Consider the following 26,407-nt stretch of genomic DNA (forward strand, 5'->3'; position numbering starts at 1 on the left):
ATGAGTAGGCATTCCGTCGCGATCGTCACGCTCGGCTGCAGCCGCAACGAGGTCGACTCCGAAGAACTGGCCGGCCGCCTCGACGCCGACGGCTTCGAGCTCGTCGACGACCCCGCGTCCGCCGAGACCGTCCTCGTCAACACCTGCGGCTTCGTCGAACAGGCCAAGAAGGACTCCGTCGACTCCCTGCTGGCCGCCGCCGACCTCAAGGCGACCGGCGCCACCAAGGCCGTCGTCGCCGTCGGCTGCATGGCCGAGCGGTACGGCGTCGAGCTGGCTTCGGAGCTGCCCGAGGCCGACGCGGTGCTGGGCTTCGACGACTATGCGGCGATCGGGGAGCGGCTGCGGGGGATCCTCGGCGGCGGCGCGCACGTGTCGCACGTGCCCCGCGACCGGCGCAAGCTGCTCCCCGTCACTCCGATCGAGCGGCAGGCCGCGGCGTACGCGGCGCCCGACCTGCCCGCCGGCATGTCGCCGGCGTCGGGGCCGCGGGCGGTGCGGCGGCGGCTCGACGGCGGCCCCATGGCGCCGCTGAAGCTGGCCAGCGGCTGCGACCGCGCCTGCACGTTCTGCGCCATCCCGATGTTCCGCGGCTCCTTCCTGTCGCGCCGCCCGTCCGACGTGCTGGCCGACGCCCGCTGGCTGGCCGGGCAGGGCGTGCGCGAGCTGTTCCTGGTCAGCGAGAACTCCACGTCGTACGGCAAGGACCTCGGCGACCTCCGGCTGCTCGAGACGCTGCTGCCGGAGCTGGCCGCCGTCGACGGCATCGAGCGGGTGCGGGTGTCGTACCTGCAGCCGGCCGAGATGCGCCCGACCCTGGTCGAGGCCATGCTGTCCACGCCCGGCGTCGTTGCGTACTTCGACCTCTCCTTCCAGCACGCCAGCACGCCGCTGCTGCGCCGCATGAAGCGGTTCGGCGGAACGTCGTCGTTCCTCGAGTTGATCCAGACCGTTCGGGACCGGGTGCCGTCGGCCGGGATCCGCTCCAACGTCATCGTCGGCTTCCCCGGCGAGACCGAGGACGACGTCGCCGAGCTCGAGTCGTTCCTCACCCAGGCCCGCCTCGACGTCGTCGGCGTGTTCGGCTACTCCGACGAGGACGGCACCGAGGCGGCGTCGTTCGACGGCAAGCTCGACGCCGACGAGATCTCCGAGCGGGTCGAGCGCGTCAGCGATCTGGTCGAGGAGCTGGTCGCCCAGCGGGCCGAGGACCGCGTCGGCGAGACCGTCTCCGTCCTGGTCGAGTCCGTGGGTCCCGACGGCGTCGTCGAGGGCCGGGCGGCGCACCAGGGACCCGAGGTCGACGGCACGACGACGGTGTCCGGCGTGCGTGCCGCGGTGGGCGACCTCGTCACGGCGACCGTCACCGGCAGCGACGGTGCGGACCTCGTCGCCGTGCCTCTCGACGTGCCCTGATCCCCTTCCCTCGTGGGACTCTCCGCAGCCCGGGACCTCGCGGTCGGCCGCGGGGCTTAGCCTTGCCCCGTGGCCGAACCCTCGACCGTCCCGCCCAGCCCGTGGAACATCGCGAACGGGCTCACCGTCGCCCGCGTGTTCCTGGTGCCGGTGTTCGGCTGGCTGCTGCTGCGCGAGGGCGGTGACGACGACCCGTCCCGCATCGCCGCGTTCGTCGCGTTCGGGGTCGCCATGCTGACCGACCAGGTCGACGGCGCGCTCGCCCGCCGGCACGGGCTGGTCACCGACTTCGGCAAGATCGCCGACCCGATCGCCGACAAGGCGCTCACCGGCATGGCGTTCGTCGGGCTCTCCATCCTCGGCGAGCTGCCCTGGTGGGTGACGGCGGTCGTGCTGGTTCGCGAGTGGGGCATCACGGCGCTGCGGTTCGCCGTCATCCGCTACGGCGTCATGGCCGCCAACCGCGGCGGGAAGCTCAAGACCGCGCTGCAGACGCTGGCGCTCGGCCTCTACATCCTGCCGCTGCCCGGCTGGTTCGACCCGGTCGAGATCACCGTCATGGCGGTCGCCGTCATCGTCACCGTCGTCACCGGCATCGACTACGTGCTGTCGGCCATCCGGCTGCGGCGCAACGCGACGTCGTGAGCCGGACCGGCTCGCCGGCCGATGCCGCCGTCGTCGCCGCGGTGGTCCGCCGGTTGATCGCGGACGGGCGGACGGTGGCCGCCGCCGAGTCGCTGACCGGCGGCCTGGTCTGCGCCGCCCTCACGTCGGTGCCGGGCTCGTCCGCCGTCGTGCGCGGGGGAGTCGTGGTGTACGCGACGGACCTCAAGGCCGCTCTCGCCGGGGTGCCGGAGGCGGTGCTTGAATCGGACGGGCCGGTCGCGGCGTCCACCGCGGCGGCCATGGCGTCCGGCGTGCGGGAGCGGCTGGGGGCCGACGTCGGCCTGGCGACCACCGGCGTGGCCGGGCCGGACGCGCAGGACGGCCACCCGCCGGGCACGGTGCACGTGGCGGCGGCGACGGCCGACGGTGTGCGGGTGCGGTCCTTCACGGGTGCGTCGGCGCTGCCGGGCGGTCGCGAGGACGTGCGGGCGGCGACGGTCGCCGAGGTCCTGGCACTGCTGTCCGAGGTCTGAGACGCGGACTCGATGGCGGGGAATCTCCGGGCGTGGCGAGACGTTCCATACTCCGAGATGAATTCTTCTGTGCACCCCGTCTTTCCCGGCGAGGCTGGAAACGCAAACGTACGAATCAGAAGGTACGGTGGACTCAAGCACAGTCGAGACGAATCGCGAGAGGGGTAGCCGATGGTTCTCATCAGACGGCTCGTCGGCGATGTCTTGAGGCGTCGCCGGATCGAGCAGGGCCGCACCCTTCGCGAGATCTCGGCAACGGCGCGCGTGAGTCTCGGGTACCTCTCCGAGGTCGAGCGTGGCCGCAAGGAAGCCTCGTCTGAGCTGCTCGCAGCCATCTGCGAGGCACTCGACCTGCCGATGTCCGAGGTGCTGCGCGAGGTCAGCGACGAGATGATGCGCGTCGAGGCGGCGGCGGTGGGTGCGCTCACCGAGCTGCGTCCTCGCGAGTCCGCCCGGCCACGCGACGTCGTCAGGGTCGGCTGACGCTGCTGCCGGAGTCCACGTCCCGGCGGGAGCCTGCACCGGAGTTCCGCGACGCCATGGCCCGGCTGGCGGGCGGTGTGGCGTTGCTCACGGTGCTCGACCCCGTCGGGCGCGACTGCGGCCTCACCGTCACGGCCGTGTCGTCGGTGTCGTTGGAACCGCCGCTGGTGCTGGCCTGCGTGACGAAGGACGGCTTCATCCACGACGCGCTCTTCGTCGCCGACGGCTGGTCGCTGTCCTTCCTCGCCACCGATCAACTGGAGCTGTCCCACTACGCCGCCCGCGAGCGCCATCCCGGCGCTCGCGACGACTTCTCGCCCTGGCCCACCCGGCGCGCGGCCCGCGGCGAGCTGGTCTTCACCGGCGCGGCCGCCGCCGTCGAATGCGTGCCGCACTCACTGGTCGATGCCGGCGACCACACCATCGCGCTGGGCCGGGTGGTCTCGGTCGCGCAGGACGTGACGGGCGTGCTGCCCCTCGTCCACGTCGACCGCCGGTACTACGAGCCGGGTCCTGAGATCACCTGATGCCGGGCGGGGCTATCTGATCACCGGTGCGGTCGGGCCCGATCGGATCATGAACCGGTCGAGCACCTCGATGGGCCCGAAGCCGAGCGGCGCGTACACCCCGTGCGCGTCGAGCGTGGCCAGCATCCAGCGTTCGACGCCGGCGTGTTCCGGGTGCTCGAGGACGGCGGTCACGAGGATCCGGGCCAGGCCCTGGCCGCGGTGCTCCGGCAGCACGAACACGTCGGCCAGCCACGCGAACGTCGTGGCGTCGCCCACCACCCGGGCGAACCCGACCTGGTCGCCGTCGGGCGCATACAGCCCGACACCGAACGACCGGTCGACGGCGCGCTCGATCGTCTCGCGCCGACGGTGCTTGCTCCAGTAGGTGGTCAGCAGGAACTCGGTGATGACATCGATATCGAGCCGGGCCGGGTCGTCGTCCACCTCGTAGCCGGCGTGCGTCGCGAGAATCACCAGGCCAGGCTACGACGCCGCACGTCAGCAGCGCCGTACCCGGTCCGCGCGCCGGACTCGCCTTCCCGGCCGCCCGTGCCGTCCGCCCCGGCCGTCCGCGTTGATCTTGGAGAAAGCGCGGATGTCCTGCCCGACATGTCCGATGAATCCCGCCCCTTCTCCAAGATCAACGTGGGTGCGGAGGCTTCACACCTGAGTCGCGTGGGCGGGTGCCGGTCGGCGGGTTCTCGAGCCGGTCGGCCATCGGCGCCTCGGCCGCGGCCGTTGCCGCTCGATCCTTCTCGCGTCAGGTGGGCAGGGCGTAGCCTCGCGGCGGGGTCGGTGGGTGCTGTCGGCGGGTTCTCGAGCCGGTCGGCCGTCGGCGCCTCGGCCGCGGCCGTCGCCGCTCGATCCTTCTCGCGTCAGGCGGGCAGGGCGTAGCCTCGCGGCGGGGTCGGTGGGTGCCGGTCGGCGGGTTCTCGAGCCGGACGGCCGTCGGCGCCTCGGCCGCGCTCGTCGCCGCTCGATCCCTCTCGCGTCAGGCGGGCAGGGCGTAGCCTCGCGGCGGCGTCGGTGGGTGGCGTCGGCGGGTGCCGGTTGGCGGGTTCTCGAGCCGGCCGGCTGTCGGCGCCTCGGCCGCGGCCGTCGCCGCTCGATCCCTCTCGCGTCAGGCGCGCAGGCGCAGCCCTCGGGGCGTCACGTGGAAGCCGGCGGCGGTGAGGGCCTCGCCGAGTGGCGTGGTGGTGACCTGCTCGCCGTCGGCGCGTTCGACCCGCAGCGCACCGAGAGCGCCCTCTCGCACCGACAGCGCCAGGGCGTCGGCGGCCGCGCGCAGCTTCTCGGGCTCGTCGGTCCATGACAACAGCGTGCGCCCGCCCCGCTCGACGTACAGCTCGAGCGCGCCGTCGATGAGCACGACCAGTGCGCCGGCCTTGCGGCCCGGCCGGTGCCCGGCCGACCCGGAGTCGCCGCGTTCGCCCCGTTCGGGCCAGGGGAGGGCGGCGCCGTACGGGTTGGCGGGATCGGTGGCGGCGAGCACCAGCGCGCTGGCCGGGCGATCGCCGTCGAGCTGGGAGAAGGAGCGGAGCCGGTCGACCGCGCCGGGCGTGCCGAACTGCGCCGCGCCCAGGCCGGCCACGAAGTAGCCGCGGCGGGCCCGGCCGGTGTCCTCGAACGCCGACAGCACCCGGTAGGCCGCCGCGAATCCGCCCGGCAGCCGCTCCGCCTGCACCGCGCCGCGGGTGACGACGCCGTGCCGGTCGAGCAGCGCCTCGGCGGCCGCGTGCGCCCGGCGCGTGGTGTCGGTGTCGCGGTCGGGCAGCAGCGACCAGCGGCCCGCGGCGGTCGGAGGGCCGGTGCGCGACGGCATGGCGGGGCGGCCGCGCGCGTACCGCGACCGAGGCCGCGACGGCCGGGACCGGTGCGCCGGCCGGCCGCCGAGCAGCGAGCGCAGCGGGGACAGCGTGTCGTTGGTGACCAGCCCTGCCCACACGAGATCCCACAGCGCCGTCGTCAGCGTCGGATCGTCGGGCGAGGTGTCCAGCCGCGGACCCACCGCGTCGCTGAGCTGCCGGAAGAAGTAGGCCCCGCCGCCGGCCAGCGTCTCGAGCACCGCGGCGTGCACGGGGCCCTCGGCGTCAGCGGGGTCGATGTCGGGCAGGGTCAGGTGCGCGGTGTCGGCGAGGTGCAGCGACACCCAGCCGTCGGACCCGGGCAGCGTCCCGTGCCCGGACCACACCACGTCGCCGGCCGTGGTGAGCTCGTCGAGCCAGGCCGGCGTGTACCCGGCGACCCGGACCGGCAGCACCAGAGACTCGAGCGCACTGGCCGGGACCGCCGCCCCGCCCAGCTGCTCGACCACCCGCAGCACGCCGTCGGGGCCGCGCAGCGAGCTGCCCACCGACTGCCAGGCCGGCAGGAACCGCCCCAGCGTCGCGGCGTCGACCGGCTCGGCCTCTTTGCGCAGCGCCGCCAGCGACCGGCGGCGCAGCAGCCGCAGCACCTCGGCGTCGCACCACTCGGTGCCCGTGCTGCCGGGCCTCAGCTCGCCCTCGACGACCCGCCCCTCGGCGGAGAGCCGCCGCAGCGTCTGGACCACGACGGCGACACCCAGTCCGAACCGGGTCGCGACGTCGGCGGCGTGGAACGGGCCGTGGGTGCGGGCGTAGCGGGCCACGATGTCGCCGAGCGGGTCGGGCACCGGCGTGGTGAACGCGTCGTGCACCCCGCCGGGCAGCGCCACGCCGAGGGCGTCGCGCAGCCGGGCGGCGTCCTCGACGGCGGCCCAGAGCTCCTGCCCGGCGATGCGGACCTGGATGACCCGCCGCTGCCGGACCAGCTCGTCGAGGTGCCCCGCGGCGTCAGCCGGCTCCGTCGACCGGGCCGCCACCTCGGCCGTCGTCAGCGGGCCGAGCAGCCGCAGCAGGTCGGCGACGCCCTCGAGGTGCTGCGCCTTCCGCTCCGGGACCAGCCGCTGCAGCTCGGCCTCGGTGCGCTCGACCACCTCGAGGTCGAGCAGTTCGCGCAGCTCCGTCTGCCCGAGCAGCTCGGCCAGCAGGGCGGAGTCGAGCGTCAGCGCCTGTGCCCGCCGTTCGGCCAGCGGGGAGTCGCCTTCGTACATGAACGCCGCGACATAGCCGAACAGGAGCGACCGCGCGAACGGCGACGGCGTGGGGGTCTCGACCTCGACCACCTTGACCTGCCGCCCGGCGACCCGGCGCATGAGGTCGCGCAGGCCGTCGAGGTCATAGACGTCCTGCAGGCACTCGCGCATGGTCTCGAGCAGCATGGGGAACGAGCCGTACTTCGACGCGACCTGCAGCAACTGGGCCGAGCGCTGCCGCTGCTGCCAGAGCGGCGAGCGACGGCCGGGGGAGCGGCGCGGCAGGAGCAGCGCCCGCGCCGCGCACTCGCGGAACCGCGACGCGAACAGCGCCGAGCCGCCGACCTCGCCGGTGACGATCTCGTCCAGCTCGTCGGGGTCGAGCACGACCAGCCGGGCGTCGGGCGCCTCGGAGCCGGGCCCGACGCCGTCGCCGGCACCGTCGAGGCCGAACCCGACGCCGTCCATGGTGTCGGGGATGCGCAGCACGATGCCGTCGTCGGCGTGGGCGGCCTGCACGTCGACGCCGTAGCGCTCGCGCAGCCGGGCGCCGATGGCCAGCGCCCACGGCGCGTGCACGCGGGCGCCGTAGGGCGAGTGCAGGATCAGCCGCCAGTCGCCGAGCTCGTCGCGGAACCGCTCGACCACCAGCGTGCGGTCGTCGGGGACGTGCCCGGTGGCTTCGCGCTGATCGCGGACGTAGTCGAGGAGGTTGTCGACCGCCCACTCGTCGAGCCCGGCGCTCGCCGCCCGCTCGCGGGCCTTGTCCTCGGGCAACTTGTTGATCTCGCGGACGAACGCGCCGACGGCGGCGCCCAGCTCGGCCGGGCGGCCCAGTGTGTCGCCGTGCCAGAACGGCAGCTTGCCCGGGTGGCCGGGGGCGGGGGAGACCATGACGCGGTCGTGGGTGATGTCCTCGATGCGCCAGCTGGTGGCGCCCAGCGCGAACACGTCGCCGACCCGCGACTCGTACACCATCTCCTCGTCCAGCTCGCCCACGCGGGCGCCGCCGCGGCGGGGATCGGAGCCGACCAGGAAGACACCGAACAGCCCGCGGTCGGGGATGGTGCCGCCGCTGGTGACGGCGAGTCGCTGGGCGCCGGGACGGCCCTTGAGCACGCCGGCGGCGCGGTCCCAGACCAGCCGCGGGCGCAGCTCGGCGAACTCGTCGGACGGGTAGCGGCCGGCCAGCATGTCGAGGACGGCGTCATAGGACGACTGCGGCAGCGTGGCGAACGGGTGCGCGCGGCGGACCAGCGCCAGGAGGTCGTCGACCGTCCAGTCCTCCATGGCGACCATGGCCACGATCTGCTGGGCGAGCACGTCGAGCGGGTTGCGGGGGACTGCCATCTCCTCGATCTGCCCGCTGACCATGCGCTCGGCGACGACGGCGGTCTGGACGAGGTCGCCGCGGTACTTCGGGAACAGCACGCCGCTGGAGACCGCGCCGACCTGGTGCCCGGCCCGGCCGACCCGCTGCAGCCCGCTGGCCACCGACGGCGGCGACTCGACCTGGACCACGAGGTCGACCGCGCCCATGTCGATGCCCAGCTCGAGGCTGCTGGTGGCGACGACGGCGGGCAGCCGGCCGGACTTGAGGTCGTCCTCGATGAGCGCCCGCTGCTCCTTGCTGACCGAGCCGTGGTGGGCGCGCGCGATGGTGGCGGTGCCGCCGTGGGTGCTGCCGGCCTGCGCCATGAGCGAGGCGGGCGGCGGGTGGTTCGTCGTCGGCTTCTCCTCGGCTGAGCGCTCGTCGTCGCGCTCGGCCGCGATCTCGTTCAGCCGGGCCGTCAGCCGCTCGGCCAGCCGCCGCGAGTTGGCGAACACGATGGTCGACGAGTGCTGCTCGACGAGATCGACGACCCGCTGCTCGACGTGTGGCCAGATGGACGCGGTGCCGCCGTCGCCGTCCTCGTCGAACCCGACCGGAGCCGGTACCGGCGGCGCGACGGCGTCGAGCTCGTCGAGGTCGGGGACCGGGACGACGACGCGGAGGTCCCACCGCTTCTCGCTGGGCGGGGTGACGATCTCGACCGGGCGGCTGCCGCCGAGGAAACGGGCCACCTCGTCGATGGGGCGGACCGTCGCCGACAGCCCGATGCGCTGCGCCGGCTTCTCGAGCAGAGAGTCGAGCCGCTCGAGCGACAGGGACAGGTGGGCGCCGCGCTTGCTGCCGGCGACCGCGTGCACCTCGTCGACGATGACCGTCTCGACGTGCCGGAGCGACTCGCGGGCCTGCGACGTGAGCAGCAGGAACAGCGACTCGGGCGTGGTGATGAGGATGTCGGGCGGGTGCCGGGTGAACCGCCGTCGCTCGTCGGCGGGGGTGTCGCCGGAGCGGATGCCGACCGTGATGTCGGGTGCCGCCAGGCCGAGCCGGGCGGCGGCGTGCCCGATGCCGGCCAGCGGCGCCCGCAGGTTCCGCTCGACGTCGACCGTGAGCGCCTTGAGCGGAGAGACGTAGAGGACCCGACAGCGATGGGTGGGGTCGTCGGGCACGGGCTCCGAGGCCAGCCGGTCGAGCGCCCACAGGAACGCCGCCAGCGTCTTGCCCGACCCCGTCGGCGCCACGACCAGGGCGTTGTTGGCGGCGGCGACCGAACGCCAGGCGCCCTCCTGCGCCGCCGTGGGCGCGGCGAACGACCCGGCGAACCACGCACGCGTGGCCGGGCCGAACAGTTCGAGGACGTCTGCCATCCACCCATCATCGCCCGACCCACCGACAAGGTCGGCGTGTTCGCCGTTCGGCATAGGCTTGCGCCGTGCGGTTGACGGACTTCTGGGAGCGGATGGAACACCATCTGGGCGCCGGCTATGCGGACTCGTGGGCGCGCGACTACGTCATCGACGGGCTCGGCGGGCGCACCGTCCACCAGGCTCTCGCGGCCGGCGAGGACACCAAGGTCGTCTGGCGCGCCGTCGCCGACGCCCTGCGCCTCCCGCCCAGCGACCGCTGAGACCCGGCAGGGCCGACCGAGTGACGGCCCGGCACGTGCTCCTCGCGGTGGCCGCGTCGTCGCGCTGGTGCTGACGGCCGGTCGCACCGCCCGCGTCGGCGGCGGGCCGGCTGAGAGGCGCGTCCGGGCGAAACTCGGATGCCCGCTGTCGGACCGGCGGGGTAGCGTCCGGGTTTGTGGCAGAACACCCCGGCGACCCACCCATGATCAGTGCCCACCGGCTCACGAAGCGGTTCGGCGGGTTCACCGCGGTCGACGCCATCGACGTCGAGGTGCGGCGGGGCGAGGCGTTCGGGTTCCTGGGGCCCAACGGCGCCGGCAAGTCGTCGACCATGCGCATGATCGGCTGCGTGTCGCCGCCCACCGACGGCAGCCTGCGCATCCTCGGGCTCGACCCGGCGAAGGACGGGCCGGCCATCCGCGCGCGCCTGGGGGTGGTGCCGCAGCGCGACACGCTCGACGAGGAGCTGACGGTGCGCGAGAACCTCCTCGTGTACGGCCGCTACTTCGGTCTGTCGCGCGCGCACGTGCGCGCGAAGGCCGACGAGCTGCTCGAGTTCGCGCAGCTCACCGAGCGGGCCAACAGCGTCGTCGAACCGTTGTCGGGCGGCATGAAGCGGCGGCTCACCATCGCCCGCTCGCTGGTCAACGACCCCGAGCTGCTGCTCCTCGACGAGCCCACCACCGGCCTCGACCCGCAGGCCCGGCACGTGCTCTGGGACCGGCTGTTCCGGCTCAAACGCTCCGGCGTCACCCTGGTGCTCACCACCCACTACATGGACGAGGCCGAGCAGCTGTGCGACCGCCTCGTCGTCATGGACGGCGGGCGCATCGTCGCCGAGGGGTCGCCGCGCGAGCTCATCGCGCTGCACTCCACCCGCGAAGTGCTCGAGCTGCGCTTCGCCGCCGACGACCACGCGCCCTACGCCACCAAGCTCACCGGCCTCGCCCAGCGCGTCGAGGTGCTGCCCGACCGCCTGCTCCTCTACACCGACGACGGCGACGCCACCGCAGCCGCCGTGGCGCGGCGCGGCCTCGAGCCGCTGTCGGTGCTGGCCCGCCGCTCCACGCTCGAGGACGTGTTCCTGCATCTCACCGGCCGAACCCTGGTCGACTGATGGCGACGGTGACGACGACTGCGGCGGCGCAACCACGCGAGGGGCGCATGGCCGGCCGTGCGTTCTCGTTCTGGCTCACCAACTATCGCCGGGTCTGGCGCGGCACCCTCATCAGCGGCTTCCTCGGCCCGTTGTTCTTCCTGGTCGCCATGGGTTTCGGGCTCGGTGCTCTGGTCGACGACGGCGTCGGCGGCGGCCTGGGCGGGGTCGACTACGTGCGCTTCATCGCACCCGGCATCCTCGCCGCCCAGGCCATGCAGACCGCCGTCGGCGAGTCGACGTTCCCGGTCATGGGCGCGCTGAAGTGGCAGCGGCAGTACCACGCCATGCTCGCCGCGCCGCTGGGCATCGCCGACATCGTCCTCGGCCACGTCGCGTTCGTCGCCATGCGCGTCGCCATCACCAGTGCGGCGTTCGCCGTCGTCGCCGCCGTGCTGGGCGCCATCACGTCCTGGTGGGTGCTGCTCGCCGTCCCCGCGGCGATCCTGACCGGGCTGGCATTCACCACGCCGGTGTTCGCGTTCGCGGCCCGGCAGCACGACGACAGCGGCTTCAACGTGCTGTTCCGCTTCATCGTCATGCCGATGTTCCTGTTCTCCGGCACGTTCTTCCCGGTCGAGCAGCTGCCCGGCGTGCTCGAGGCGATCGCCCGCGTCACACCGCTCTGGCACGGCGTCGAGCTGTGCCGGGGCCTGGTCATGGGCACGGCGACGGCGGCCGGCTCGCTCGGGCACGTGGCGTACCTGACACTGTGGGCGGCCGGCGGCCTGTGGCTGGCGTTCGCGAGCTTCCGGAAGCGGCTGGTCACGTGAGCGCCGTCGGCACGATCGCCCGCGCGTTGCCCGTCCCGGCCGGCGCGGGGCTGGCGCGCACGCTGGTCGAGCGCAACGCCCGCGCGTTCCGGCACGGCTGGGTCACGCTGGTCAGCGGGCTGTTCGAGCCGCTGTTCTACCTGTTCTCGCTCGGTGTGGGGCTGGGCGCCCTCATCGGCGACATCGATGCCGGCGGCGGGCGCACGGTCGAGTACGCCGCCTACGTCGCGCCGGCCATGATGGCGGCCGCGGCCATGAACGGCGCCGTCTTCGACTCCACGTTCAACCTGTTCTTCAAGCTCAAGTACGCCAAGCTGTACGACTCCGTGCTGGCCACGCCGCTCGGCCCGCGCGACGTCGCCGTCGGCGAGATCACCTGGGCGCTGCTGCGGGGGCTGCTGTACTCGACGACGTTCCTGGCGGTCGCCGCGGCCGCGGGCGTCGTGCACTCGTGGTGGGCGGTGCTGGCGCTGCCGGCGGCGAGTCTCATCGGACTGGCCTTCGCCGCCGTCGGCATGACGGTCACCACGTATCTGCGCAGCTGGCAGGACTTCGACTACATCCAGTTGGCCCTGCTGCCGATGTTCCTGTTCTCGGCCACGTTCTACCCGTTGTCGACGTACGACGAGTCGGTCCGGTGGCTGGTCCAGGCGACACCGCTCTACCACGGGGTCGCGATGATGAGGGACCTGATGCTCGGCGACGTGTCGTGGGGCATCCTGGCGCACGTGGCGTATTTGTCGGTGATGGGCGTTCTGGGCCTGCTGTTCGCGGCCCGCCGCATCGAACGGCTGTTGCTCCGGTGACGGCGGCAGAGACGGACGGGTCCGGGCCGGACGAGGCACGGCTCGAGGCCGCCGCGATCCAGCGGCACTCGGTCCGCACGCTGGTCGCCAGCCAGGTCGCGGGCGGCCTCGGTGTGTCCGCGGCCATCGCCGTCGGCGCCGTCGTCGTCACCGATGTGTTCGAGCGCGAGGAGCTCTCCGGCCTGGTGCAGAGCGCGCAGGTGCTCGGCTCCGCGCTGCTGGCCATGCCGGCCGCGTCGCTCGCGGTGTCGCACGGCCGGCGCATCGGGCTCGGCCTGGCGTACGGGCTGGGCGCCGTCGGTGCGCTCATCGCGGTCGTGGCGACGCAGCTGCAGCTCTTCCCACTGCTGCTGGTGGGAACGGCACTGCTGGGCGGCGGGTCGACGGCCGGCCTGCAGGCCCGCTACGCCGCCACCGATCTCGCGCCGGCGAGCAGCCGGGGCCGCGCGCTCTCCGTCGTCGTCTGGTCGACGACCGTGGGCGCTGTGGCCGGGCCCAACCTCGCCGGGCCCGCGGGCGACGTCGCCGACGCCTTGGGCATCGAGCCGCTGGCCGGGCCGTTCCTCGTCGGGGCCGTGGTACTCGGACTGGGCGCACTGGTCATCCTGGCCGGGCTGCGCCCCGATCCGCTGCTGACGGCCCGGCGGCTCGGCGGCGGGTCCGGCGTCGCACCCGTGCGCCGGCGGGGTGTGCTGCGGGCCGGGTGGTCGGCCATCTCCGCCAGCCCGCCCGCGGTGCTGGGGCTGCTCTCCGTCGTCGTCGGGCACACCGTCATGGTGACCGTCATGGTCATGACGCCGGTGCACATGACGCACGGCGGCGCCTCGATCTCGATCATCGGCTTCGTCATCAGCGTCCACGTGGCCGGCATGTACGCGCTGTCCCCGGTCATGGGCTGGCTCGTCGACCGCGTCGGGCGGGTGCCCGTCATCCTCGGCGGCGTGCTGATCCTGCTGGTCTCCGTCGCGCTGGCCGGTACGGCCCACGAGGGCCACTCGCCGGGGCTGACGGCGGGACTCTTCCTGCTCGGGCTGGGCTGGTCGGCGTGCATGGTGGCGGGTTCGACGCTGCTCACCGACGCCGTCGGGCCCGACGACCGTCCGGCCGTGCAGGGCGCGTCCGACCTGCTCATGGGGCTGGCCGCGGCCGGTGGGGGAGCGCTGGCCGGGGTCGTGGTGGGCTCGTTCGGGTACGGGGTGCTGAACGCCTCGGCGGCCGTCCTGCTGGCCGCTCCGGCCGTCGCCATGCTGATCCCGGCGTGTCGCTCGCTCTCGAACACCCGTTCGGCATAGAGTCGACTCTGTCCACACCGGAGTCCGGTTGGCGCGGTTGTCCACAATCTCGGGAGTTCGTTCCCGATCTTGTCGGTGCCACCGCGTAACGTCTCCGGCGATGACCAAGAAAACGCAGGGCCGCGCGCCGGCCCGTCGACCCCAGGTGGTGCCCATGGCTGTTTCCTCGGACCGCGACAAAGCGCTCGAGGCCGCGCTCGCGCAGATCGAGCGCTCGTTCGGCAAGGGCTCGGTGATGCGCCTGGGTGAGGAGGCCCGGGTCCCCATCGAGGTGATCCCCACCGGAGCCATCTCCCTCGACGTCGCGCTCGGCATCGGCGGGCTGCCGCGCGGCCGGGTGATCGAGATCTACGGCCCCGAGTCCTCCGGCAAGACCACCGTCGCGCTGCACGCGGTGGCCAACGCCCAGCGCGCCGGCGGCGTCGCCGGCTTCATCGACGCCGAGCACGCGCTCGACCCCGACTACGCGAAGGCGCTGGGGGTCGACACCGACTCCCTGCTCGTCTCCCAGCCCGACACCGGTGAGCAGGCGCTCGAGATCGCCGACACCCTCATCCGCTCCGGCGCGCTCGACATCATCGTCATCGACTCGGTGGCGGCGCTGGTGCCCAAGGCCGAGATCGAGGGCGAGATGGGCGACAGCCACGTCGGCCTGCAGGCCCGGCTCATGAGCCAGGCGCTGCGCAAGATCGCCGGTGCACTGAGCCAGTCCAAGACCACCGCCATCTTCATCAACCAGCTGCGCGAGAAGATCGGCGTGTTCTTCGGCTCGCCCGAGACCACCACCGGCGGCAAGGCGCTGAAGTTCTACGCCTCCGTCCGCCTCGACGTCCGCCGCATCGAGACGCTCAAGGACGGCACCGACGCAGTCGGCAACCGCACCCGCGTCAAGGTGGTCAAGAACAAGGTCGCCCCGCCGTTCAAGCAGGCCGAGTTCGACATCATCTACGGCGAGGGCATCAGCCGCGAGGGCGGCCTCATCGACCTCGGCGTCGAGCAGAGCATCGTGCGCAAGTCCGGTGCCTGGTACACCTACGAGGGCGACCAGCTGGGGCAGGGCAAGGAGAACGCCCGCAACTTCCTCAAGGACAACCCCGACCTCGCCGACGAGATCGAGAAGAAGATCAAAGAGAAGCTCGGCGTCGGCCCGAAGGTCGACGTCGCCACCGAAGAGGCCCCGGTCGACTTCTGAGGGAGCCGGCGGTGAGCAGCAACGCCGGGCGGTCGCGACGCGGCCGCCCGGACACCCCCGACGACCACGGGCCCGGCGAACTCGGTTTGGACGAGTCCGGGACCGGCGAACCCCGTCCGGGCGCCTCCGAGTCCGGGACCGGAGCACGCGTGAGACGGTCCCGGACCGGTGGGCGGCGAGTCGGGGAGGCGCGCGAGCCCGATCCCGACGCGGGCGATTCCGATGCGGGCGCGTTCCGCACCAGGTCGCGCGCGAGCCGGTCCCGGGAGGCGCGCGAGCCCGATCCCGACGCGGGCGAATCCGACGCGGGCGAATTCGATGCGGATGAGTTCCGCGCCGGGTCGCGCGCGAGCCGGTCCCGGGAGGCGCGCGAGCCCGATCCCGACGCGGGCGAATCCGATGCGGGCGCGTTCCGCGCCGGGTCGCGCGCGAGCCGGTCCCGGACCGGTGGGCGGCGAGTCGGGGAGGCCCGCGAGCCCGATCCCGACGCGGGCGAATCCGATGCGGGCGCGTTCCGCCCCGGGTCGCGCGCGAGCCGGTCCCGGACCGGTGGGCGCCGAGTCGGCGGACAACGCGCCGGCGGCAGGCGTGCCGGCGACGCCCGCGAGCTCGATCCGGACGCGGACCCGGAGTCGGTGGCGCGGACGGTCGCGCTGAACCGGCTCTCGGTCGCGCCGCAGACCCGCGCCCAGCTCGACGCGGCGATGGCCCGCAAGGGCATCCCCGAAGAGGTCCGCGAGGGCGTCCTCGACCGCTTCGCCGACGTCGGCCTGGTCGACGACGCCGCATACGCCCGGGCCTGGGTCGAGTCCCGCCACGCCGGCCGCGGCCTGGCCCGCCGCGCCCTTGGCTACGAGCTGCGCAAACGCGGCGTCGAGCCCACGGTCGCCGCCGAGGCCGTCGAGACCGTCGACCCCGAGCAGGAGGAGCGGACCGCCCGCGCACTGGTCCAGCAGCGGCTCGCCGGCACCCGCCGCCTCGACCCCGTCGCCCGCACCCGCCGGCTCACCGGCATGCTCGCGCGCAAGGGCTACCCGCCCGGCCTGTCCTTCCGCGTCGTCCGCGAAGCCCTCGAGTCCGACGGCGTCGACGGCATAGACCTCCCCGAGGACTTCCTCGCGGACTGAGTTCGGGTTCACGGGTTGGGTTGGGTTGGCCCGTCCTCCTGCTGCCCGTTCTCTCGGCCCCGAACGATCGGCTCGAGCGGACCGGAGAGGCGCTTCGCGCCGACGGGTCCGCGTGACCCGCCCGTCCGGGGCCTGAGAACGGGCAGCTGTCGGGGACGGGGGAGGCTGGCGACGGCCCCGGCGTCAGCGTCCTGGTCAGGTGTCACGTCCTGGTCCAGCGTTCCGCGAGACGCCCAGCTCGGTTCTCCCCGTCCTCCTGATGACTGCCCGCTCTTGGGGCCGGGTGCGTGCGGGCCGAGCGGTCCCTCCGGCGCGAGGCGATCTGTCGGTCGGACCGAGGCGCGCGTGCGCGGCCAAGAGAACGGGCAGCAGGCGGATGGGGAGCCCCGGCCACCTGGCCAGTCCAGGCGAACCTCGGCCGGTGCGCCGAACGCTGCAGGCCAACCTCGCAATCGGCGACGCGGCGCGCGTTCCCGCTGCTTGACCGGCTGTACACCCTTACGTAACCTCAACTCCAAAGGTGGAGAACAACTCCGCGACCGCGGATCGGACATAGTGAACACGGCAAGGCTCAACACCACAGTTCCGTCGAGGCCCGCGCAGGGCAGGCCGAAGCGGCTCGTCGAGGTGTGCGTGCCGCAGCACTGATGGGGCACGTCGGTGGTTCGAGACTCGCATCGTCCGCGGTGCGGGTGCGGTCGTGGTGCGGTTCCCGCCAGCAGCCGGTCTGCCTGCGCAGTCCGCGATATGTGAGGGAGCCCGCCGATGGACACCGGAACGGCAATTCTGCTGGTCGGACTGGTTGTCGTGGCGCTGCTGGCAGTGGCGCTGTTCTTCTTGTTCAGCCGGCTGCGCGGCGTCGAGGGCGCCCGCGCCAACTCCGCTGAGCTGTTCGCCCAGGTCGAGGCCGACTCCGTGCGGCTGCGCTCGGCCGCCCAGGCCGAGGCCGACGACGTGCGGTCGGCTGCCCGTCGCGAGGCCGAGGAGCTGCGCGCGAAGGCCGCCGCCGAGGCCGCCGAAGCGAAGTCCCGCGCCGCTGCCGAAGCCGAGAAGGCCCGCGAGCGCGCCGACGAGGCGAGTGCCGAGCTGCGTGAGCAGCGCACCGACCTCGACCGCCGCGAGCAGCGGCTCACCGAGCGCGAAGAGCGCGTCACCGCCGACACCGAGTCGCTCGAGGCGCGGCTGCGAGAGGTCGAGGCGCAGGCCGCCGCGCTGGCCACCCGCACCGCGGAGCTCGAGGCCCTCGAGGCCGAGCGGCGCGCCGTCCTCGAGCGAACCGCCAACCTGACCGCCGAGCAGGCGAAGGCCGAGCTGGTCGCCGCCGTCGAGGACGACGCGAAGCGGGCGGCCGTCGTGCGGGTCCGCGACATCGAGAAGGAAGCCAACGAGAACGGCCAGGCCCGCGCACGCGAGATCATCACGCTGGCCATCCAGCGGCTCGCGTCGGAGCAGACGGCGGAGTCGGTGGTGTCAGTGCTGCACCTGCCGGGCGACGAGATGAAGGGCCGCATCATCGGCCGCGAGGGCCGCAACATCCGCGCGTTCGAGCAGGTCACCGGCGTCAACCTCATCATCGACGACACCCCCGAGGCGGTGCTGCTGTCCTGCTTCGACCCGGTGCGCCGCGAGGTCGCCCGGCTCACGCTCGAGGAACTGGTGCTCGACGGGCGCATCCACCCGCACCGCATCGAGGAGCAGTACGAGAAGAGCAAGGCCGAGGTCGAGGCGCTGTGCGTGCGCGCCGGCGAGGACGCCCTCGTCGAGATGGGCATCACCGACATGCACCCCGACCTCGTGGCGCTGCTCGGCCGGCTGCGCTACCGCACGTCGTACGGGCAGAACGTGCTCAAGCACCTCATCGAGTCCGCGCACCTGGCCGGCATGATGGCCGGCGAGCTCGGCCTCGACATCAAGCTGAACAAGCGGTGTGCGCTGCTGCACGACATAGGCAAGGCGCTCACCCACGAGGTCGACGGCAGCCACGCGCTCATCGGTGCCGAGATCGCCCGCCGCTACGGCGAGAACGACGACGTCGTGCATGCCATCGAGGCGCACCACAACGAGGTCGAGCTGCGCACCGTCGAGGCCGTCCTCACCCAGGCCGCCGACGCCATCTCCGGCGGCCGGCCGGGCGCGCGCCGCGAGTCGCTCGAGGCGTACGTCAAGCGGCTGGAGCGGCTCGAGGAGATCTCGATGAGCCACGACGGCGTCGAGAAGGTCTTCGCCATGCAGGCCGGCCGCGAGGTCCGGGTCATGGTCCTGCCCGACGTCGTCGACGACATCCAGGCGCAGGTGCTGGCCCGCGACATCGCCAAGCAGGTCGAGGAGGAGCTGACCTACCCCGGCCAGATCCGCATCACCGTCGTCCGCGAGTCGCGCTCGACGGAGTTCGCCCGCTAGGGACTGTCCGACGGGTCTTCGGCGGGCGGCTCGGATCGACGTCCGCCGAACCGACCGGAGGCGCGCAGCCGACCCGCATGGTCTGACGCCAGTCGGCGGCGACAGAGCGGTGTCGTGCTGGACCGGCCCCTGGACGCCGCCGCCCGCATCCACCACGATCCGTCAGACACCCCTGGGTCAGACGGACGACCCGGCCTCGCCGCCGCCGACCTTCCCGCCGACGGGCTCCGCGGCCTTGGCCACGCCGCCGGCGGCCTTCGTCGTGCCGCGCCGCTCCAGGTAGACGGCCAGTCGCGACAGTGTGAAGTTGACGGCGATGTAGATGGCGGCACCGACCACGAAGAACTGGAACCAGTACCGCTGGCCGAAGAACTGTGTGTTGGTCTGCAGCTGCCGCAGCAGTTCGGAGTAGGCGATGATGAAGCCGAGCGAGGTGTCCTTGAGCAGCACGACGAGCTGGCTGACCAGCGACGGCAGCATCCGGCGGACGGCCTGGGGGAGCAGGATGCTGAACAGTGTCTGCCAGCGGGTGAGGCCGACGGCGTAGGCGGCCTCCGCCTGCCCCTTCGGCAGGGACATGATGCCGGCGCGGAGGATCTCGGCGAAGATCGCGCTGTTGTAGATGACCAGGCCGAAGACGACGCCCCAGAAGAACGACAGCTCCAGCGCGAAGACCCCGAAGAACATCAGCAGCACGACCGGCAGGCCGCGGAAGAACTCGACGACTGTGGTCACGGGCACGCGCACGAGCCTCGTCCCGGACATCCGGGCTACGGCCAGGACGAGCCCCCCGACCAGGGCGATCACGGCGGCGACTCCGGCCGCTCGCAGTGTGGCACCGAGCCCGGTGACCAGCAGCGACCGCCAGACGTCCTCCGCGCTTTGCCCCATCGGCGGATCCCAGAAGACCTGCCAGCGCTCGGTTTCCCACTGGCCGTGCTCGTCGAGCTGGCGGTAGGCCAGGAACAGCAGGGCGAGGACGAAGAGGGCGCCGACGATCGACCACGCGAGCGTTCGGCGCCGGGTCCGCGGCCCGGCGGCGTCGTAGAGGATCGAGCTCATCGGGCGAACACCACCTTGCGCTCGACGTATCCGGCAAGCAGGCCGGCCGGGATCGTGATGACCAGGTAGCAGACCGCGACGCCCAGCAGGACCGCGATGACGTCACCCGGGTGCGCATTGGTCAGCTGCTTGCCGACGCCGAACAGTTCGGCCACGAAGAAGCCGCCGGCCACGGAGCTGTTCTTGGTCAGCGCGATGAAGATGTTGATCAATGGTGGTATGACGGTGCGGAAGGCCTGCGGCAGGACGATGAGCCGCAGCGTCTGGGGGAACGTGAGCCCGATGGCCCGGGACGCCTCGGCCTGGCCCACGCCGACGCTGTTGATGCCGGACCGGATCGCTTCGCAGACGAACGCGGCGGTGTACACCGAGAGCGCGACGACGGCGGGAGCGAAGAAGTCGCTGGGGGTCCAGCCCAGCTGTGGTGCGACGAAGACGAAGAAGATGAAGACCAGGGTCAGCGGCGTGTTCCGCACCAGCTCGACGTAGGCGGTGCCGAACCAGCGCAACGTGGGAACGGGCGAGACCCGGAAGGAGCCCAGGATGGTTCCCAGGACGAGCGCGATCACGGCGGAGAGCAGGGTGAGCGAGAGAGTGGTGCGGAACCCCTCCCAGTAGAGCGGAAGCTCGTCGATGACGGCGTCCATCGGGCAGCCCCTTCCAGAACCGTGCGGCCGGACACACGTAGTGCATCGGGGTGGGCCGCCGCCGCAGCGGCCGGCCCACCCCGTGGGCGATCGGTCAGTAGCGGTCGACGGCGGGCGGCTCGGGGGTATCGAGCACGGCGCCGGCGGTCTCCGCCCACGCCTCTTCCCAGCGGCCGTCGTCGTAGGAGGCCTCGAGGACGTCGTTGATCCAGTTGCGGAACTCGGTGTCGCCGTGCATCAGGCCGATGCCGTAAGGCTCCTGGGTGAACGGCTCACCGACCAGCTTGAACTCGCCGGGGTTCTGGTCGACGAAACCGGACAGGATGACGTTGTCAGTGGTGACGGCGTCGACCTGGCCGTTGCGCAGTGGCTCGAGGCAGTCCGAGTAGGCGCCGGTGGGGAACAGCTCGGCCTCGGGGTAGTTGGTGCGGATGTTCTCGGCCGGTGTGGAGCCCTCGACCGAGCAGACCCGCCGGCCGGCGAGGTCGTCCGGGCCGTTGATGTCGCTGTTCTCCTCGAGCACCATGATCGTCTGGCCGGCCTCGAAGTACGGGCCGGCGAAGTCGACCAGCTCCTTGCGCTCGTCGTTGATCGTGTAGGTGGCCACGACGATGTCGACCCGGCCGTCCTGGATGAACGACTCGCGGTTGGCCGACACGGTCTCGACCCACTCGATGTTGTCCTCGGAGATGCCCAGCTCGCCGGCGATGATCTTGGCGATCTCGACGTCGAAGCCGACGGGCGTGCCGTCGGGACCGACCAGGCCGAACAGCGGCTGGTCGAACTTGGTGCCGACGGTGATGCTGCCCGCCTCGGCCAGCTCCGCCATCGTGCTGCCCTCGGGGAAGTCGGCGGCGTCGGCCGTCGGCTCGGTGGTGGCGTCGCCGCCGTCGTCGTCGCCACACGCGGTGAGGACGAGGGCCGCCGCGAGGGCGGCGGCCGTGAGGGCGCTGTAGCGCCGCAAGGTGGATCGGGTACGCATGACGTGCTCTCCTCTGGTTACTTTCGACGTCTCAGTGAGTCAGGATCTTGCTGAGGAAGTCTCGTGCCCGGTCGCTCTGCGCGTTCGTGAAGAACTCCTCAGGAGTGGCCTCTTCGACGATGCTGCCGGCGTCCATGAAGATGACGCGATTGGCCGCCCGCCGCGCGAATCCCATCTCATGGGTGATGACGATCATCGTCATGCCGTCGCGGGCCAGGCCGGTCATGACGTCCAGCACCTCGTTGATCATCTCGGGGTCGAGCGCCGAGGTGGGCTCGTCGAACAGCATGACCTTCGGTTGCATGGCCAGTGCGCGGGCGATGGCGACCCGCTGCTGCTGGCCGCCGGACAGCTGGGCGGGGAGCTTGCCGGCCTGGTCGGCGACGCCGACGCGGTCGAGCAGCTCCATGGCCGCCTTGTCGGCTTCGGACTTCTTCAGTCCCTTGGCCTTGATGGGGCCGAGGGTGACGTTCTGCAGCACCGTCTTGTGCGCGAACAGGTTGAACGCCTGGAAGACCATGCCGACGTCGGCGCGCAGCCGCGCCAGCGCCTTGCCCTCCTCGGGCAGCGGCTGGCCGTCGAGCGTGATGGTGCCGGAGTCGATGGTCTCGAGGCGGTTGATGGTCCGGCAGAGCGTCGACTTGCCCGACCCGGACGGCCCGATGACGACGACCACCTCGCCGCGGGTGACGCTCAGGTTGATGTCGCGGAGGACATGCAGCTCGCCGAAGTGCTTGTTGACGTCGCGCAGCTCGACGAGAGGGGCGCCGGCCGCCTCGACGCTCATCGGGCGACGCCTCGGCTGCGGTTCCGGCTCATGGACTCACACCACCACCTTCACGACGATCCCGGGACAAGCGTCAACGGTATGGGGGAGACGACCGCCTGTCATGCCCTTTGAGCTGCGGTTGCGGTCACTGGTTGGTAACAAACCGACAACGCCGGCGTCGGGCGCTAGGCGTGGTCCGCTGTGTGGGCGCAGTCATGCACTGTCACACCGCACTGTGCGATCATTCGGCACACACCGGACGAAATGCACGGGGGCGGCTGGTGACATGGCGGTTTCATCCGCGGAGGTTCTCGTGGTCATGCCCCTGCGAACGACCGCCTCGCCCTCGTCCTGGCCGCGACGGCCGACCTCACCGTGGCCGGGCTGTCCGCGCAGGCCAGCGACCCGGCGCCGGCCGCCGGCCCGATCCGGCAGGAGCACCCGCTGCCAGCCGAGCAGGTGGTGCGGCTGCTGCTGCCCGACAGCGCGGCCCTGTACGCGATGCAGGACGCCGGCTACGACTTCACCGGCGAGTTCCAGCGGCTGCCCGACGGCATCCTGATCGACGCGCTCGTCACGGAGGAGCAGCTGGCCGGGCTGGGCGGCTACGGCGCCGCGGTGGCCGGCCGGGCGACCACGCGGGTGACCCCGGCGACACCGCAGGCGACGCCGTCGGCACCCGCCGCCCGCGCGACCACGGCGGCGGCCGCGGCTGACACCGTCGTCATCGGGCGGGTCGACTGGTTCACGACCAAGGGCCAGGGCTTCCTCTCGGTCGAGGTGAAGTCCGACGCGCTCGACGCCGCCGCACTGACGCTGAGCTGGGACGGCGGGTCGGTCGAGATCGAGCCGTACGTCGACTCCGGCGAGTACCTATACCACCGGGTGCTGACCCGCGTCGACGGCCCGCGGCCCGACGCGATCACCGTCACCAGCTCGCTGGGCGGCGCGTCGACGGCCGAGGTGACCGACTGGCTCCACCCGACCGACACCGACATCGACCGGGCCGGGTACGAGTACGGGTTCATCGACGGCTACCTGAACCCGACGCAGGTCTACGAGCGGCTCGAGCGGCTGCACGAGGAGCACCCCGACGTCACCGAGGTCATCGAGCTGCCGAACCGGACCAACGGCTACCGGCGGCTGGCGCAGGCGCTGTTCGGGACGGCCGACGACAGCCGGGTCGGAGTCGACTCGCTGGCCTGGGGCCACGAGGGCGGCAACGACATCTCCGTCGAGCTGCGCGACCCGGGCGTCGCGAGCAGCGCGCTGGACGTCACCGTCGACGGCGACGCCGTCACCGTGCACCTCGCGACCGACGCGTCCGGCGTCGTCACCAGCACCGCCGCGCAGGTGGTCGGCGCGCTGAACGCCGAGGCCGGCTCGCTCGTGAAGGCGTACACGTACCGCGGCAACCCCGGCGCCGGCGTGGTGGCGGCCGCCCCGCCGACGCTGCTCAGCGACCACCTGGCCGCGCCGGCGGAGATCTCGCGCGACCCGTCCCGATCCGGGCGCTGCGCATCGGCAACCACCGCGACGGCAGCCGTCCGGGCGTGCTGATCATCGCCCAGGACCACGCCCGCGAGCGGGTGACGCCGCTGGTGGCGCTCGAGGCGGCCGAGCGGCTGCTGGCCAACCGCGACAACGACCCGACGACGCGGCGGATCCTGCAGAACGTCGACATCCTCATCGTCCCGCCGAACAACCCGGACGGCGGCCACTACAACTTCTTCGACCGCACCGGCCAGCGGCGCACCATGACCAACCACTGCCCGCTGACGGGGTCGGCCGACGTGACGGCGCGCGGGAACTGGGGCGTCGACCTCAACCGCAACTACCGGGTCGGCTCGGCGATCGACGGCTACGCCGGCGGCTCGTTCATCTGCACCAGCGACACGTTCATGGGCCCGGGCAAGCTGTCCGAGCCGGAGGCGCAGAACATCGTCTGGCTGGCCGACACCCATCCCAACCTCAAGTTCTTCATGACGGTGCACAGCTCCGGCGGGCAGCTGTTCTGGCAGCCGGGCGCGTACATCGCCGACGGCCGCATCACCACGCCGCGCCCGCCGCTGCGCGACGAGACCTACTACTGGGAGATGGCCGAGGAGATCCTCTCCAACGTCAAGGGGCTGCGCGACACCGTCGTCCAGCCGGGCAACGTGGGCGGCTCGTCGGACGTGCTGTACTCGTCGGCCGGCAACGTCCGCGAGGACCTGTACTTCAACTTCGGCATCTACGCCTTCGGCTGGGAGATCGGCGGCGTGCAGTGGAACCCCGAGACCGGTGAGTTCGACTCCGGCGGCGGCTTCATCCCGCCGTGGCCCGAGGCCGACCTGCAGTACCAGGAGTACGCGAGCGGCGTGGTCGAGATGTTCGAGATCGCCATGGCGTACGGCCAGGACCAGCACCCGGCGACGACGCGGCTGGTCCAGGAGCGCCAGGCCGACGGAGCGGTGCACGTGACGTTCGAGCCGAGCGAGCCGGCGTCGATCCACTACACGACCGACGGCAGCACGCCGACGACGGACTCACCCGTGTACGAGGCCGCCAACATGCGCGAGCCCGGCGAGGTGATCGAGGTCGGCGCGACCACGACGTTCCGGTGGATCTCCGTCGACGTCAAGGGCCAGGTGGAGAACGCCAAGCGGTTCACCGTCCGGGTCAGGTAGCGAGACGGCGCTCGCCCCGGCGAGGTTGTCGGGGCGAGCGCTTATCCTGGTGGGCGACATGAACGCGCGCACGTACGAGGTCCGCACCTACGGGTGCCAGATGAACGTCCACGACTCCGAGCGGCTCTCCGGGCTGCTGGAGGACGCGGGCTACACGCGCGCGGGTGACGGAGCGACGGCCGACGTCGTCGTCCTCAACACCTGCGCCGTCCGCGAGAACGCCGACAACAAGCTGTACGGCAACCTCGGTCACCTGGCGTCGGTCAAGGCCGGCCGCAACGGCATGCAGATCGCCGTCGGCGGCTGCCTGGCACAGAAGGACCGGTCCGAGATCACCCGCCGGGCACCCTGGGTCGACGTCGTGTTCGGCACGCACAACGTCGGCTCGCTCCCGGCGCTGCTCGACCGCGCACGCGTCGAGCAGGAGGCACAGGTCGAGATCGTCGAGGCGCTCGAGACGTTCCCGTCCGACCTCCCGTCGCGGCGCGAGAGCCCGTACGCCGCCTGGGTCGCCATCAGCGTGGGCTGCAACAACACCTGCACGTTCTGCATCGTGCCGGCGCTGCGCGGGCGCGAGCGCGACCGCCGTCCGGGCGACGTGCTGGCCGAGGTGCAGGCGCTGGTCGCCGAGGGCGTCATCGAGGTCACGCTGCTGGGGCAGAACGTCAACGCCTACGGCGTCGAGTTCGGCGACCGGTACGCGTTCGGCAAGCTGTTGCGCACCGTCGGTGCCGTCGACGGCCTCGAGCGGGTTCGGTTCACCAGCCCGCACCCGCGCGACTTCACCGACGACGTCATCACGGCCATGGCCGAGACGCCGGCGGTGATGCCGCAGCTGCACATGCCGCTGCAGTCCGGGTCCGACCGCGTGCTGCGAGCCATGCGCCGCTCGTACCGGCAGGAGCGCTACCTCGGCATCGTGTCGAAGGTGCGCGAGGCCATGCCGCACGCCGCCATCACCACCGACATCATCGTCGGCTTCCCGGGCGAGACCGAGGCCGACTTCGAGGAGACGCTGCACGTCGTCCGCGAGGCCCGGTTCGCGTCGGCGTTCACGTTCCAGTACTCCAAGCGCCCCGGCACGCCGGCCGCCACCATGGACGACCAGGTGCCGCCCGACGTCGTGCGCGAGCGCTACCAGCGGCTCGCCTCGCTGGTCGAGGAGGTCGCCTGGAACGAGTCCCGCGCCTTCGTCGGCCGCGACGTCGAGGTGCTGGTCGCCGACGGCGAGGGCCGCAAGGACGGCGCGACGCACCGGCTGTCCGGCCGGGCCCGCGACAACCGCCTCGTGCACTTCTCCGTACCGCCCGGCGCCGAGCGTCCCCGGCCGGGCGACATGGTGACCGTGCAGGTCAGCTACGCCGCGCCGCACCACCTCGTCGCCGACGGCCCCACCTGGGCGCTGCGGCGCACCCGCGCCGGCGACGCTTACGAGCGGGCGACGACGGCGCCGGCCGCGGCCGCTCCTGGGGTGCTGCTGGGCATGCCGACGGTGGGTGCCTCGGCGCCGCTGCCGGTCGCCGACGCCGCTCCCGCCTGCGGTCACGCGTAGGGCCGGCGTGTCCGCGCCGGTGCTGCGCGCCGTCGACGCCGTCGTCGTGCGGGTACCCGACCTCGATGCCGGGCTGGCGTTCTACCGCGACCGGCTGGGTCACGAGCTGCTCTGGCGGCACGACGCCATCGGCCAGGCCGGGCTGCGGCTGCCCGGCGGCGAGAGCGAACTCGTGCTGGCGACCGACGTGCCGCCCGGGCCGGCCTGGCTGGTCGACGCGGTGGAGCCCGCGGTGGCCCGGGTCGTGGCGGCCGGCGGGCGGGTGGTCTCGCCGCCGGCCGACGTCCCGGTGGGCCGGGTCGCCGTCGTCGAGGATGTGTTCGGCAACGCGCTGGTGCTCATCGACCTGTCCCGCGGCCGCTACCGCACCGACGCCGACGGCCGTGTGACCGGCGTGACCCCGGCGCCCGCGCCCCCGCC

The 26,407-nt window shown here is 72.6% G+C and carries 22 protein-coding genes and 1 pseudogene; 17 read left to right on the forward strand and 6 right to left on the reverse strand.

Annotated features, from left to right (window positions below; genetic code table 11):
- The 5 genes and pseudogenes from rimO (at position 1) to E1212_RS00905 (ending at position 3,565) form a co-directional block, all read left to right on the forward strand.
- Entirely contained in the window at positions 1–1,416 is a 1,416-nt protein-coding gene (rimO, locus tag E1212_RS00885; protein WP_131977677.1) for a 30S ribosomal protein S12 methylthiotransferase RimO, read from the forward strand.
- A 69-nt stretch (positions 1,417–1,485) separates the two neighbouring features.
- Entirely contained in the window at positions 1,486–2,061 is a 576-nt protein-coding gene (gene pgsA / locus E1212_RS00890) for a CDP-diacylglycerol--glycerol-3-phosphate 3-phosphatidyltransferase (protein WP_131977680.1), read from the forward strand.
- On the forward strand, positions 2,058–2,555 hold the full coding sequence (locus E1212_RS00895) for a CinA family protein (RefSeq protein ID WP_131977683.1): 498 nt from the start codon (positions 2,058–2,060) through the stop codon (positions 2,553–2,555). The genes pgsA and E1212_RS00895 overlap by 4 nt, the downstream gene beginning before the upstream one ends.
- A 171-nt stretch (positions 2,556–2,726) precedes the next feature.
- Positions 2,727–2,996, forward strand: a pseudogene (locus tag E1212_RS00900) (helix-turn-helix domain-containing protein); the annotation flags it as partial.
- 98 nt (positions 2,997–3,094) lie between these two features.
- The gene (locus E1212_RS00905) at positions 3,095–3,565 is read left to right on the forward strand and encodes a flavin reductase family protein (RefSeq protein ID WP_131977689.1); all 471 of its coding nucleotides are present in this window, start codon (positions 3,095–3,097) and stop codon (positions 3,563–3,565) included.
- A 12-nt stretch (positions 3,566–3,577) separates the two neighbouring features.
- Here the strand turns inward: E1212_RS00905 and E1212_RS00910 are convergent, their stop codons facing one another.
- Both E1212_RS00910 and E1212_RS00915 read right to left on the reverse strand, forming a co-directional pair.
- The gene (locus E1212_RS00910) at positions 3,578–4,021 is read right to left on the reverse strand and encodes a GNAT family N-acetyltransferase (RefSeq protein ID WP_203416099.1); all 444 of its coding nucleotides are present in this window, start codon (positions 4,019–4,021) and stop codon (positions 3,578–3,580) included.
- 646 nt (positions 4,022–4,667) lie between these two features.
- Positions 4,668–9,299, reverse strand: coding sequence for an ATP-dependent helicase (locus E1212_RS00915; protein WP_131977692.1), 4,632 nt, complete (start codon positions 9,297–9,299; stop codon positions 4,668–4,670).
- 65 nt (positions 9,300–9,364) lie between these two features.
- On the opposite strand from E1212_RS00915, the gene E1212_RS00920 reads away from it, so the two are divergent.
- The 8 genes from E1212_RS00920 (at position 9,365) to rny (ending at position 18,306) form a co-directional block, all read left to right on the forward strand.
- Positions 9,365–9,559, forward strand: a complete 195-nt coding sequence (locus tag E1212_RS00920) for a DUF3046 domain-containing protein (protein WP_131977695.1) — start codon at positions 9,365–9,367, stop codon at positions 9,557–9,559.
- Between the two features lie 203 nt (positions 9,560–9,762).
- On the forward strand, positions 9,763–10,677 hold the full coding sequence (locus tag E1212_RS00925; protein ID WP_131977789.1) for an ABC transporter ATP-binding protein: 915 nt from the start codon (positions 9,763–9,765) through the stop codon (positions 10,675–10,677).
- Positions 10,677–11,489: an ABC transporter permease gene (locus tag E1212_RS00930; RefSeq protein WP_420814344.1), complete on the forward strand. Its 813-nt coding sequence runs from the start codon at positions 10,677–10,679 to the stop codon at positions 11,487–11,489. Before E1212_RS00925 ends, E1212_RS00930 begins: the two co-directional genes overlap by 1 nt.
- Complete coding sequence (locus E1212_RS00935) at positions 11,486–12,295, forward strand: ABC transporter permease (protein WP_131977698.1); 810 nt, start codon at positions 11,486–11,488, stop codon at positions 12,293–12,295. Before E1212_RS00930 ends, E1212_RS00935 begins: the two co-directional genes overlap by 4 nt.
- On the forward strand, positions 12,292–13,587 hold the full coding sequence (locus E1212_RS00940; RefSeq protein WP_131977701.1) for an MFS transporter: 1,296 nt from the start codon (positions 12,292–12,294) through the stop codon (positions 13,585–13,587). The genes E1212_RS00935 and E1212_RS00940 overlap by 4 nt, the downstream gene beginning before the upstream one ends.
- 154 nt (positions 13,588–13,741) lie before the next feature.
- Positions 13,742–14,779 (forward strand): recombinase RecA, encoded by a 1,038-nt coding sequence (gene recA, locus E1212_RS00945; RefSeq protein WP_131977704.1) that lies wholly within the window; start codon positions 13,742–13,744, stop codon positions 14,777–14,779.
- Between the two features lie 635 nt (positions 14,780–15,414).
- Positions 15,415–15,906 carry a regulatory protein RecX gene (locus E1212_RS00950; RefSeq protein WP_203416101.1) on the forward strand — a complete coding sequence of 164 codons (492 nt, stop codon included), beginning with the start codon at positions 15,415–15,417 and terminating at the stop codon, positions 15,904–15,906.
- Positions 15,907–16,671: 765 nt separating this feature from the next.
- Positions 16,672–18,306, forward strand: a complete 1,635-nt coding sequence (gene rny / locus E1212_RS00955; protein ID WP_131977707.1) for a ribonuclease Y — start codon at positions 16,672–16,674, stop codon at positions 18,304–18,306.
- A gap of 177 nt (positions 18,307–18,483) precedes the next feature.
- Here rny and E1212_RS00960 read toward each other — a convergent pair whose 3' ends face one another.
- The 4 genes from E1212_RS00960 to E1212_RS00975 all read right to left on the reverse strand — a co-directional run bounded on the left by E1212_RS00960 (position 18,484) and on the right by E1212_RS00975 (position 21,784).
- Positions 18,484–19,368 carry an amino acid ABC transporter permease gene (locus E1212_RS00960; RefSeq protein WP_131977710.1) on the reverse strand — a complete coding sequence of 295 codons (885 nt, stop codon included), beginning with the start codon at positions 19,366–19,368 and terminating at the stop codon, positions 18,484–18,486.
- Positions 19,365–20,015, reverse strand: a complete 651-nt coding sequence (locus E1212_RS00965; RefSeq protein ID WP_131977712.1) for an amino acid ABC transporter permease — start codon at positions 20,013–20,015, stop codon at positions 19,365–19,367. The genes E1212_RS00960 and E1212_RS00965 overlap by 4 nt, the downstream gene beginning before the upstream one ends.
- 94 nt (positions 20,016–20,109) lie before the next feature.
- Positions 20,110–20,997, reverse strand: coding sequence for a glutamate ABC transporter substrate-binding protein (locus E1212_RS00970; RefSeq protein ID WP_131977715.1), 888 nt, complete (start codon positions 20,995–20,997; stop codon positions 20,110–20,112).
- A gap of 31 nt (positions 20,998–21,028) precedes the next feature.
- Positions 21,029–21,784, reverse strand: coding sequence for an amino acid ABC transporter ATP-binding protein (locus tag E1212_RS00975; protein ID WP_131977718.1), 756 nt, complete (start codon positions 21,782–21,784; stop codon positions 21,029–21,031).
- Between the two features lie 357 nt (positions 21,785–22,141).
- On the opposite strand from E1212_RS00975, the gene E1212_RS00980 reads away from it, so the two are divergent.
- The 4 genes from E1212_RS00980 to E1212_RS00995 all read left to right on the forward strand — a co-directional run.
- Positions 22,142–23,326 (forward strand): hypothetical protein, encoded by a 1,185-nt coding sequence (locus tag E1212_RS00980; RefSeq protein WP_131977721.1) that lies wholly within the window; start codon positions 22,142–22,144, stop codon positions 23,324–23,326.
- Positions 23,320–24,435 carry a M14 family zinc carboxypeptidase gene (locus tag E1212_RS00985; RefSeq protein ID WP_131977724.1) on the forward strand — a complete coding sequence of 372 codons (1,116 nt, stop codon included), beginning with the start codon at positions 23,320–23,322 and terminating at the stop codon, positions 24,433–24,435. Before E1212_RS00980 ends, E1212_RS00985 begins: the two co-directional genes overlap by 7 nt.
- Before the next feature lie 58 nt (positions 24,436–24,493).
- Positions 24,494–25,987 (forward strand): tRNA (N6-isopentenyl adenosine(37)-C2)-methylthiotransferase MiaB, encoded by a 1,494-nt coding sequence (gene miaB / locus E1212_RS00990; RefSeq protein WP_131977727.1) that lies wholly within the window; start codon positions 24,494–24,496, stop codon positions 25,985–25,987.
- 7 nt (positions 25,988–25,994) lie between these two features.
- Positions 25,995–26,407: VOC family protein (locus tag E1212_RS00995; protein WP_131977730.1), on the forward strand; the 413-nt coding region annotated here is incomplete at its 3' end.

It is taken from the genome of Jiangella ureilytica (genome assembly GCF_004348545.1).
Taxonomy (GTDB): Bacteria; Actinomycetota; Actinomycetes; order Jiangellales; family Jiangellaceae; genus Jiangella; species Jiangella ureilytica.

What these genes read in the sequence shown, in the direction of transcription:
- rny (WP_131977707.1), top strand. Translation starts at nt 16,672, where the DNA reads ATGGACACCGGAACGGCAATTCTGCTGGTCGGACTGGTTGTCGTGGCG.
- miaB (WP_131977727.1), top strand. Translation starts at nt 24,494, where the DNA reads ATGAACGCGCGCACGTACGAGGTCCGCACCTACGGGTGCCAGATGAAC.
- E1212_RS00930 (WP_420814344.1), top strand. Translation starts at nt 10,677, where the DNA reads ATGGCGACGGTGACGACGACTGCGGCGGCGCAACCACGCGAGGGGCGC.
- E1212_RS00960 (WP_131977710.1), bottom strand. Translation starts at nt 19,368, where the DNA reads ATGAGCTCGATCCTCTACGACGCCGCCGGGCCGCGGACCCGGCGCCGA.
- rimO (WP_131977677.1), top strand. Translation starts at nt 1, where the DNA reads ATGAGTAGGCATTCCGTCGCGATCGTCACGCTCGGCTGCAGCCGCAAC.
- E1212_RS00965 (WP_131977712.1), bottom strand. Translation starts at nt 20,015, where the DNA reads ATGGACGCCGTCATCGACGAGCTTCCGCTCTACTGGGAGGGGTTCCGC.
- E1212_RS00905 (WP_131977689.1), top strand. Translation starts at nt 3,095, where the DNA reads ATGGCCCGGCTGGCGGGCGGTGTGGCGTTGCTCACGGTGCTCGACCCC.
- E1212_RS00925 (WP_131977789.1), top strand. Translation starts at nt 9,763, where the DNA reads ATGATCAGTGCCCACCGGCTCACGAAGCGGTTCGGCGGGTTCACCGCG.
- E1212_RS00970 (WP_131977715.1), bottom strand. Translation starts at nt 20,997, where the DNA reads ATGCGTACCCGATCCACCTTGCGGCGCTACAGCGCCCTCACGGCCGCC.
- E1212_RS00915 (WP_131977692.1), bottom strand. Translation starts at nt 9,299, where the DNA reads ATGGCAGACGTCCTCGAACTGTTCGGCCCGGCCACGCGTGCGTGGTTC.
- E1212_RS00975 (WP_131977718.1), bottom strand. Translation starts at nt 21,784, where the DNA reads ATGAGCGTCGAGGCGGCCGGCGCCCCTCTCGTCGAGCTGCGCGACGTC.
- recA (WP_131977704.1), top strand. Translation starts at nt 13,742, where the DNA reads ATGGCTGTTTCCTCGGACCGCGACAAAGCGCTCGAGGCCGCGCTCGCG.